Origin of the sequence: Synechococcus sp. H55.9, assembly GCF_047462355.1 — a bacterium.
Taxonomy (GTDB): Bacteria; Cyanobacteriota; Cyanobacteriia; order Thermostichales; family Thermostichaceae; genus Thermostichus.
Genome location: NZ_JANSJB010000042.1, coordinates 12,778 through 20,569, shown reverse-complemented (window position 1 = coordinate 20,569; position 7,792 = coordinate 12,778). Strand labels below are relative to the sequence as shown.

The window sequence follows — 7,792 nt, the reverse complement described above, 5'->3', positions numbered from 1 at the left end:
TCATCGCGCAGCGCCACAATGACCTCGCCCTAGGTCGCTTTCTCAATCCTAGGCAGGTGTTGAATACCCAGTTTCCTATTTTTCGGATTCGTTAAGAAGCTTCAGGTACGCTGTATCTCTTTGCGCTCTGAATCTTCAGAAACGGAAGCAGCTAAGTAGGAGCAGTCGCCAATGCCAGCAGCCGCTCGGCAACAACCTGGGGAACGGGCATCACCGACAGGCGCGTGCCTCGTCGCACCACCTCCAGCTCATCGGGGGTGAAGGCAGCTCGCAACTCGGCCAAAGGGATCAAGCGCTCAAAGGCGGCAACAAAGTGCACCCGCACCGTGTGCCAGCGGGGATCCGCAGGGGTTGACTTGGGATCGTAGTAGGGGCTGGTGGGATCAAACTGGCTGGGATCGACCACCTGGGTTTCTCGGATCTCCATCAGGCCGGCTATGCCGGGGGGGTTGGCGTTGGAGTGGTAGAAAAAGGCGCGATCCCCAACCTGCATGGCTTTTAGGTAGTTGCGGGCTTGGTAGTTGCGCACGCCGTCCCAAAGGGTTTGGCCCTCCCGCTGCAGATCCCAGATGCTGTAGACGCTGGGCTCCGATTTCATCAGCCAGTAGTTCATGGGGCTTGGGAAAAATCGAGGTCTAGGCCAGGGATCCTGCCACAAAGTCCACGAAGTTTTGCAAGATCTTCAAACCAACCGGGCCGGACTTTTCGGGGTGAAACTGGGTGGCCAACAAAGCGCCGCCGGCAATGGCGGCCACGCAGGTTTGGCTGCCGTGTTGGGTGGTGGCGGCCACCCAGCTTGGGTCGCTGGGCACGGCGTGGTAGGAGTGGACAAAGTAAACCCAGCTTTGGTCGCGGATCCCTGCCCAAAGAGGAGACTGGGGCTGGGTAAGGTGCAACTGGTTCCAGCCCATGTGGGGGATGCGCAGGCCAGGCTCCGGTCGAAAGCGCTGCACCCGCCCCGGCACAAGGCCCAGCCCTGGCTCTGTCCCTTCTTCGCTGCCCTCGAACAAAACCTGCAGCCCAAGGCAAATGCCCAAAAAGGGCTGCTGCCGCCCGATTGCTGCTCGGATTGCCTCTTCAAAGCCCCGCGCCCGCAACTGCTGCATGGCCGGGTCGAAAGCCCCATCGCCGGGCAGGACAATGCCATCAAAAGCCTCCAGCCCAGCCGGCTCTGTTACTAGCTGCACCTCGGCCCCGGCCCGCTCCAGCCCTTTGCAAGCCGAATGCAAGTTGCCGGCATCATAGTCGATCACCGCCAGGCGCACGGCTTTCATGGGATCCCTTTTCCTAAAGCGTTTAGGAGCCTACCAGTATAGTGGTTTTAGCAAGGTAGGGAGCTATGGTAGTTGCAGCATCTGAGGAAAACCTTATCCTCTCCACTCAGCTTGGCTGGCCCGCAGCAGCCTATCTGCACATCCCCTTCTGCCGGCAGCGCTGTTACTACTGCGACTTTGCCACCGGCCTGGGCACCCGCGAGCTGATGGAAACCTATGTGCAGAGGCTCTGCCAGGAGATCGGCGGCGCCTACCGCTACCGCCATTTGGCCGGGGATCCCCAGCCCTTGACCAGCATTTTTTTCGGCGGCGGCACCCCTTCCCTGCTGACGGTGGAGCAGTTGGGCCGGATCTTGGCTCAACTGCGGGAGAGGATCCCGTTTCATCCCAACTGCGAGATCTCGCTGGAGGCCAACCCTGGCACCCTGACGCGGGAGCAGTTGGCGGGCTACCGGGATCTGGGGGTTAACCGCATCAGCTTGGGGGTACAGGCGTTTCAACCTGAGCTGCTGGCCGCCTGTGGCCGCCTGCATGGGGTGGAAGAAGTCTACGAAGCCGTGGCCGACTTGCAGGCAGTGGGCTTTGAGAATTTCAACCTGGACTTGATCTTTGGGCTGCCCTACCAGACCTTGGAGCACTGGCAGCAATCGCTGCAGGCTGTTCTTGAAATCAACCCCACCCATGTCTCCATCTATGATTTAACGATTGAGCCGGGAACCCGATTTGGTCGGATGTACCGACCGGGAGATGCACCTTTGCCCACTGAGGAAACCACAGTTGAAATGTACTTGATGGCGCGAGAGCTGCTCACCCAAGCAGGCTACATTCACTATGAGATCTCCAATTTTGCCCGCCCTGGGTATGCCTGCCGCCACAACCGGGTGTACTGGGAAAATCGCCCTTACTTTGGCTTTGGCATGGGATCCGTCGGCTACGAAGAGGGACGGCGCATTCAGCAGCCCAAAACCCTTTACGACTATTTTGAGCAGGTGAAAGCCAAAGCCCACCCCCTCCCCCCGGAAGCATCCCCAGAGGAAGTTTGGATGGATACTTTGATGTTGGGGTTGCGCTTACAAGAAGGGCTGGATTTAGGCCATTTACAAGAGCGTTTTGGCGACAACAAGCTGAAGCAAGCCTTGGAGAGACTGGATCCCTATTTTGAGAAGGGTTGGGCCAGTTGTGAGGCCGGGCGGCTGCGGCTGATCCCGCCGGCGGGCTGGCTGTTTTCCAATGAGGTTCTCAAGGACTTGTTGGCTTGATTGCGTCGGCCACGTGCACAAGATTGCTCGGCAAAGTTTCCGACCCCACTTGGCCGGCAACTCAGGCTTTAAAGGGGGTAGGCTGTAGTCATTTCAGACTAGATTGAAACAGCTCCCAGGCGCTCATTTCCCCAAGCGCTCTTCGACCAGTTCCTCTCCCTGAGGCCCAAGCGCTCCGCGCCGCTTACGCGACCACCCCCAGCCCCTCTCCCTGAGGGAGAGGGGAGTTAGAGCGGCGCGTTCGCGACGGCGTTGCGGAGCAATAACGACGTAACGAACCGTTTCATTGCTGTTTGAAATGACTATAACCCTCACCCCTGCCCCCAGAAGAAGAGGGGAGTTGGAAATGTGAACGAACTGTTGCATTACCGTTGCCTTGCTGTGAGTCCAGCGATCCTGAATTTGGATGGGAATTGAGGGGGAAGGGACGGAGGCTCAACGGTTCCCTAGCGATAATTAACAAATTGCAACGCCACCGGGTAGTCCTGCTGCTTGAGCATTTGAATCACCGCTTGCAGCTCGTCCTTATCCTTGCCGGAAACCCGCACCAGATCCCCTTGAATGGAAGGCTGCACTTTCTTGAAGTTGTCGCGGATCTGCTTGGCGATCTGCTTGGCCAGCGTGGCATCAATGCCCTTTTTGAGGCGAACCACTTGGCGCACCCGGTTGCCGCCGACGCTCTCCGGCGGCTGGAAGTCGAAGATTTTCAGGGAGAGGCCCCGCTTGGCCGCTTTGGTGAGGAGCAGCTCCCGAATGGAGTTGAGGGCCATGTCGTTGGCGGTGGTGATGGTCAGGGATCCCTCCTCCAGCTCCATTTCTGTCTGGGTATCCTTGAGGTCATAGCGCTGTTTGATCTCCCGCCGGGCTTGATCCACGGCATTCACCAGTTCCTGCCGGTCGAAGTCGCTGACGATATCAAATGAGTAGGTAGAGGCCATAAACCCTATCTTCGCTACCGTTCCGTATCTTAAGCTCTCAGGCCAAGCAGGGATCCCCAACCCTCAAAGAAGCTACAACAGGTAGAGGGATCCCTGTCCAGATTTGCGGAGAAGCAGGATGGCCGATGTTGTTTTAATTACAGGCGCTTCCGAAGGCATCGGCAGAGCCACCGCCTTCACCTTTGCCCGTGGGGGGTACCGCTTGGCCCTGGCCGCCCGCACTGCCGAAACTTTGAAGCAAACGGCCATCGACCTGGAGCAAAGTCTAAACGCCGAGGTCTTGGCCGTTCCCACCGATGTCACGCAGCCAGAACAGGTGCAAAACCTGGTGGAGAGAACCCTAGAACGCTATGGCCGCATCGATTGCCTGATCAACAACGCCGGCATCTGTATGAGCGGCCCTTTTTTGCAAACCACCCTGGAACACTGGCAGGCGCTGATGGCGGTCAATTTTTGGGGCTACTTGTACACCATCCGGGCCGTGCTCCCCGATATGCTGAAGCGCAAAAAAGGTCAGATCATCAACGTGGGATCCATCGGCGGCAAAATGCCCCTGCCCCAAATGAGCGCCTATTGTGCCAGCAAGTACGCAGTCAGCGGGCTGACAGAGGCGCTGCGTCTGGAACTGCAACCCCACGGGATCCAGGTAATCGGTGTTCATCCGGGCATTGTCAGCAGCGATTTTCTCAAGCGAGCCATCTTTCTGGATGAGGGGGGGCCGGAGTCCCCTGCTGACGGCCAATCCCAAGCCTCAGGTGGGAAAGCCCGCGAGCAAATGCAACAGGCGCTGGAGAGTTTTTGGGCCAGCCGGCCAGAAGAAGTGGCCGAAGCCATTTGGGACGCCGCTTGCCAGTCCAAGTCGGAGGTGGTGGTGGGCATGGCCCAATGGGCGGTAGGAGCTTACACCCTCTTTCCCGGCTGGGTTGGCCCACTGCTCCAGAACATCCCTCGCTAGCCATCGGATCGGTCAGGCCCGGCAATGGCAGGAAGAGGGCCAAACTTAGGTATAGTGTGGGGTACACTTCAATACTGGTCTCACAGCAGAAGTATGGTTGAGTCTGCGCCTTCTCCTTCCGGCACTCAGCAGCACATCTTGATCGTGGAAGACCGAGATGGCCGCCGTACTCAGGTGCTGGGATCCGCCAAATACTTCATCGGTCGGGACTTGGCGAACGACATTTGTCTCAACTCTCAGTTTGCTTCCCGTTACCACGCCATGCTGCTGCGGGTTCCTGCCGAGCGAGAGGGAGAATATTGCTACCGCATTTTGGATGGGGATCTGGAAGGTCGGCCCAGCACCAATGGCCTGTTGATCAACGGACAGAAATTGACCACCCACCAGCTCCGGTCGGGAGATGTGATCAGTTTCGGCCCCGACGCCAAAGCCACCTACAAAATCATCAAGGCCCCGTAAGTCCCGATCTCTCCCAAGAGCACCATTGCCTGCGAACCAATAGCAGCAAGGCCAGCACCAAAGCCAGCTCCGACAGCAAGGTCGCTAAGGCCGCCCCCTGCCAACCCCACCTTGGGATCCAAACCGCATTCAAAAGCCCGTTCAGACCCAGTGCCGCCAGTTGCAGACGGCTGCGGGGCTTTTGCAGCCCGGCTGCGGTGAGCAGGTGAGACAGCAGCAGGTGGATCCCCTCCAGCAGGATGACCGGGCTGAGCCAGCGCAGGATGAGGGCCGTCTCTTGGTAAGCCGACCCCAGCACCCAGGGGATCCCGTAGGAGCCCAGCGCCACCCCCAGGGCGGCCAAACTGCCGTAGCCCACCACCCAAGGGAAGAGCTGCCAGGCGTAGCGGCAGCCCTGCCGTAGGCCCTTTTGTCCTTGGCGGCACAGCTCGGCAAAGTGGCTGGTGAGCAGGGCGATCATCGGCGTTTGCGAGAAGTTGATCACCCGGTAGGCGGCGCTGTAGAGCCCTCCCGCTGCTGCCGAGGCCAGACGGGGCAAAAGCAGCTTGTCCAAATCGGTGAAGGTTTTTGCCGCCGCCAGCCCCACGGCAAAATCCCAGCCCGCCGCCAGCCGTTCCCCCAGATCTCTCCAGGCCAAGGGGGGAGAAGGCTTGCTCCACCGTCCCATCCCCCGCGCCATCAGCAGCAGCACGACCAGCACCATCAGGCCGTACAGCACGGCCCACTGCACCAGGGATCCCCAGCCCAAGGCCGCCGCCAGCAATACGGCCCCCAATCGCCCCAGCGCCATGCCGGTATCGATGAGGGCCACGCCGGCAACCCGCTCTTGCCCGATCAGGATCCCCCTGTACACCTCAGGGATGGCGATAAACAGCAGGTCGCTCCCCAGCAGGATCCCCACCACGAGGGGGGAGATCCCGGCCAGCCAAAGGCTCAACAGAGGTGTTAACAGCAGCGTCATCCCCCCGCAGCCCAGCCCCGCCAACCACAAGCTGGGGCCGATCTCCTGGGCAGCCGCCGCGGATCCCCGGCCGCTCAGGCGCTGGATCAGCAGTTCCGACTGGCCCCAATGGCCAAACGGGGCGGCCAGGTTGCTGCAGGCCAAGATGGCGGAGAACACCCCAAAGGCTTCCGGCCCCAACAGCCGCGCCAGCAGGATGAAATAGGCCCCGGACAACCCCAGGCGCAGGCCATTGCCCAGCATCAGCCAGGCAGCCTGTCGTAGCCGCTGTTGTTCTGCCCTATCCACGGCAACCCTCCTGGACGAGGCTGGCCGCAGCCGGGGATACTGGCTGAGAGAGACCGCCCAGGCATTCAACCTTGTGCGCTGGGTGGATGGGTTGCAGCTTTATTCGGCAATTCTTCATGGCCAAACTTTACCCTGTTGGCAACATCACCACATCCGCGGAACGGGATCCCAAAACCCTGTTTTCCCCCCACTCCAGGCCCCCCGACCCGCGCCGCGTCCTTCCCCCGCCCACCAGTAGCCCTCGCTGGCTGGGATCCCCGCCGGCCAAAACGGTGGGTCAGGGTTATCGGGCCCTGGTTTTGCTCCTGCTGGCCAGCGGCTTGCTCCTGGGGGGGCTAGGATCCCGCCTGGCCTACCTACAACTGGTGCGCACCCAGTATTACCGCCAGTTGGCCGATACCAACCGCATTCGCCTCTTGCCCCAGCCGCCGGAACGGGGGCGCATTGTGGATCGCAACGGCGTGCTGCTGGCGGGCAGCCAGCTCTCCCACTCAGTCTTCCTGTGGCCGTTGGTGCAGTCGCGGCAGGGCTGGCAGGAGACGATCCCCAAGCTGGCCCAAGCCTTGAACATGGCCCCCGAAGAAATTGCCCAAAAGCTGGAACAGGCCGGCTACCGCTCCCCGTTTCCCGTACGCATCCTGCGCAACGCCAGCCCCCAGGTGGTCATTCAACTGGAAGAGATGAGCCGCGAACTGCCGGGGGTGATGGTGGAGGCGGAGACGGTGCGGTTTTATCCCCATGGCGACTTGGCCGCCCACCTGCTGGGCTATACCGGCGAGATCTCGCAAGAACAACTGCGGGCCGATCCCAGCTATCGCTTGGGGGATATCGTCGGCCTGATGGGCGTGGAGGAATTGTTCGAGAGCCATCTGCGCGGCCAGTGGGGCGGGCGCCAGGTGGAGGTGGACGCCATGGGAGAAGTGCTGCGGGTGCTGGGAGAACAAGCCCCCCAACCGGGCAACACCCTGCAGCTGACTTTGGACGTACGCCTGCAGCAGGCGGCAGAGCAAGCCCTGGGCCAGCAGAAAGGAGCAGTGGTCGCCCTGGATCCCCGCGACGGCTCGATCCTGGCCATGGCCAGCTATCCCACTTTTGATCCCAACCTCTTTTCCAGCCGCATCACCCAAGCCCAGTGGGAGAGCCTGCAACAGCAGGACTTTCCCTTCCTCAACCGCGCCCTGCGGCCCTATCCCCCCGCCAGCACCTACAAAATCATCGCCACCGCCGCCGGGATCGAGTCGGGGGCCTTTCCCCCGGATACGGTGCTGCAGACCGGCCCCTACATCCAGGTGGGCGGGTGGAGGTTCTGGGACTGGAACCGCGCCGGCTTCGGGCGGCTGAACTACCGCCAGGCGATGGCCTACAGCAGCGACACCTTCTTCTACCAGATTGCCCTGGGCACCAAGGCCGCCCCCCTGCAAGAATGGTCGCGCCGCTTCGGGCTGGGGCAATTGACCGGGATCGGCCTTAAGGGGGAAGCTGTGGGGCTGGTGCCCGACGCCGACTGGAAACAGCGTCACTGGCGCGAGCCTTGGTATGTGGGCGATACGGTGAACATGTCCATCGGCCAGGGATTTATCACCGCCACGCCGCTGCAGATGGCGGTGGTCACAGCAGCGGTGGCCAACGGCGGCTGGCGGGTGCGTCCCTTGCTCTCG

8 protein-coding genes are annotated in these 7,792 nt (G+C 61.0%); 4 read left to right on the top strand and 4 right to left on the bottom strand.

The window, feature by feature from the left end; translation table 11 throughout:
• Positions 1-151: 151 nt before the first annotated feature.
• Together NW857_RS07225 and hisH are read right to left on the bottom strand one after the other, a co-directional pair.
• Complete coding sequence (locus tag NW857_RS07225; RefSeq protein WP_414336137.1) at positions 152-613, bottom strand: EVE domain-containing protein; 462 nt, start codon at positions 611-613, stop codon at positions 152-154.
• A 22-nt stretch (positions 614-635) separates the two neighbouring features.
• On the bottom strand, positions 636-1,274 hold the full coding sequence (gene hisH / locus NW857_RS07220) for an imidazole glycerol phosphate synthase subunit HisH (protein WP_414347141.1): 639 nt from the start codon (positions 1,272-1,274) through the stop codon (positions 636-638).
• A 65-nt stretch (positions 1,275-1,339) separates the two neighbouring features.
• Between hisH and hemW the strand changes: the two genes are divergently transcribed.
• Positions 1,340-2,533: a radical SAM family heme chaperone HemW gene (hemW, locus tag NW857_RS07215; protein ID WP_414352328.1), complete on the top strand. Its 1,194-nt coding sequence runs from the start codon at positions 1,340-1,342 to the stop codon at positions 2,531-2,533.
• 446 nt (positions 2,534-2,979) lie between these two features.
• Here the strand turns inward: hemW and NW857_RS07210 are convergent, their stop codons facing one another.
• Positions 2,980-3,471: a YajQ family cyclic di-GMP-binding protein gene (locus NW857_RS07210; protein ID WP_414335193.1), complete on the bottom strand. Its 492-nt coding sequence runs from the start codon at positions 3,469-3,471 to the stop codon at positions 2,980-2,982.
• Positions 3,472-3,589: 118 nt separating this feature from the next.
• Here NW857_RS07210 and NW857_RS07205 point away from each other — a divergent pair, with 118 nt between their 5' ends.
• Both NW857_RS07205 and NW857_RS07200 read left to right on the top strand, forming a co-directional pair.
• The gene (locus tag NW857_RS07205; protein WP_414335194.1) at positions 3,590-4,426 is read left to right on the top strand and encodes an SDR family oxidoreductase; all 837 of its coding nucleotides are present in this window, start codon (positions 3,590-3,592) and stop codon (positions 4,424-4,426) included.
• A gap of 93 nt (positions 4,427-4,519) precedes the next feature.
• On the top strand, positions 4,520-4,885 hold the full coding sequence (locus tag NW857_RS07200) for an FHA domain-containing protein (RefSeq protein WP_414335195.1): 366 nt from the start codon (positions 4,520-4,522) through the stop codon (positions 4,883-4,885).
• Here the strand turns inward: NW857_RS07200 and NW857_RS07195 are convergent.
• Positions 4,872-6,134: a lipopolysaccharide biosynthesis protein gene (locus NW857_RS07195; RefSeq protein ID WP_414368484.1), complete on the bottom strand. Its 1,263-nt coding sequence runs from the start codon at positions 6,132-6,134 to the stop codon at positions 4,872-4,874. The genes NW857_RS07200 and NW857_RS07195 overlap by 14 nt on opposite strands.
• 116 nt (positions 6,135-6,250) lie before the next feature.
• Here NW857_RS07195 and mrdA point away from each other — a divergent pair.
• Positions 6,251-7,792, top strand: a 1,542-nt coding sequence (mrdA, locus tag NW857_RS07190; protein ID WP_414368482.1) for a penicillin-binding protein 2, incomplete at its 3' end; no start/stop codon positions are given.

Bases quoted from the DNA above. Each gene is read 5' to 3' on its own strand.
- hemW (WP_414352328.1), top strand. From the start codon at position 1,340: ATGGTAGTTGCAGCATCTGAGGAAAACCTTATCCTCTCCACTCAGCTT.
- hisH (WP_414347141.1), bottom strand. From the start codon at position 1,274: ATGAAAGCCGTGCGCCTGGCGGTGATCGACTATGATGCCGGCAACTTG.
- NW857_RS07205 (WP_414335194.1), top strand. From the start codon at position 3,590: ATGGCCGATGTTGTTTTAATTACAGGCGCTTCCGAAGGCATCGGCAGA.
- NW857_RS07200 (WP_414335195.1), top strand. From the start codon at position 4,520: ATGGTTGAGTCTGCGCCTTCTCCTTCCGGCACTCAGCAGCACATCTTG.
- NW857_RS07225 (WP_414336137.1), bottom strand. From the start codon at position 613: ATGAACTACTGGCTGATGAAATCGGAGCCCAGCGTCTACAGCATCTGG.
- NW857_RS07210 (WP_414335193.1), bottom strand. From the start codon at position 3,471: ATGGCCTCTACCTACTCATTTGATATCGTCAGCGACTTCGACCGGCAG.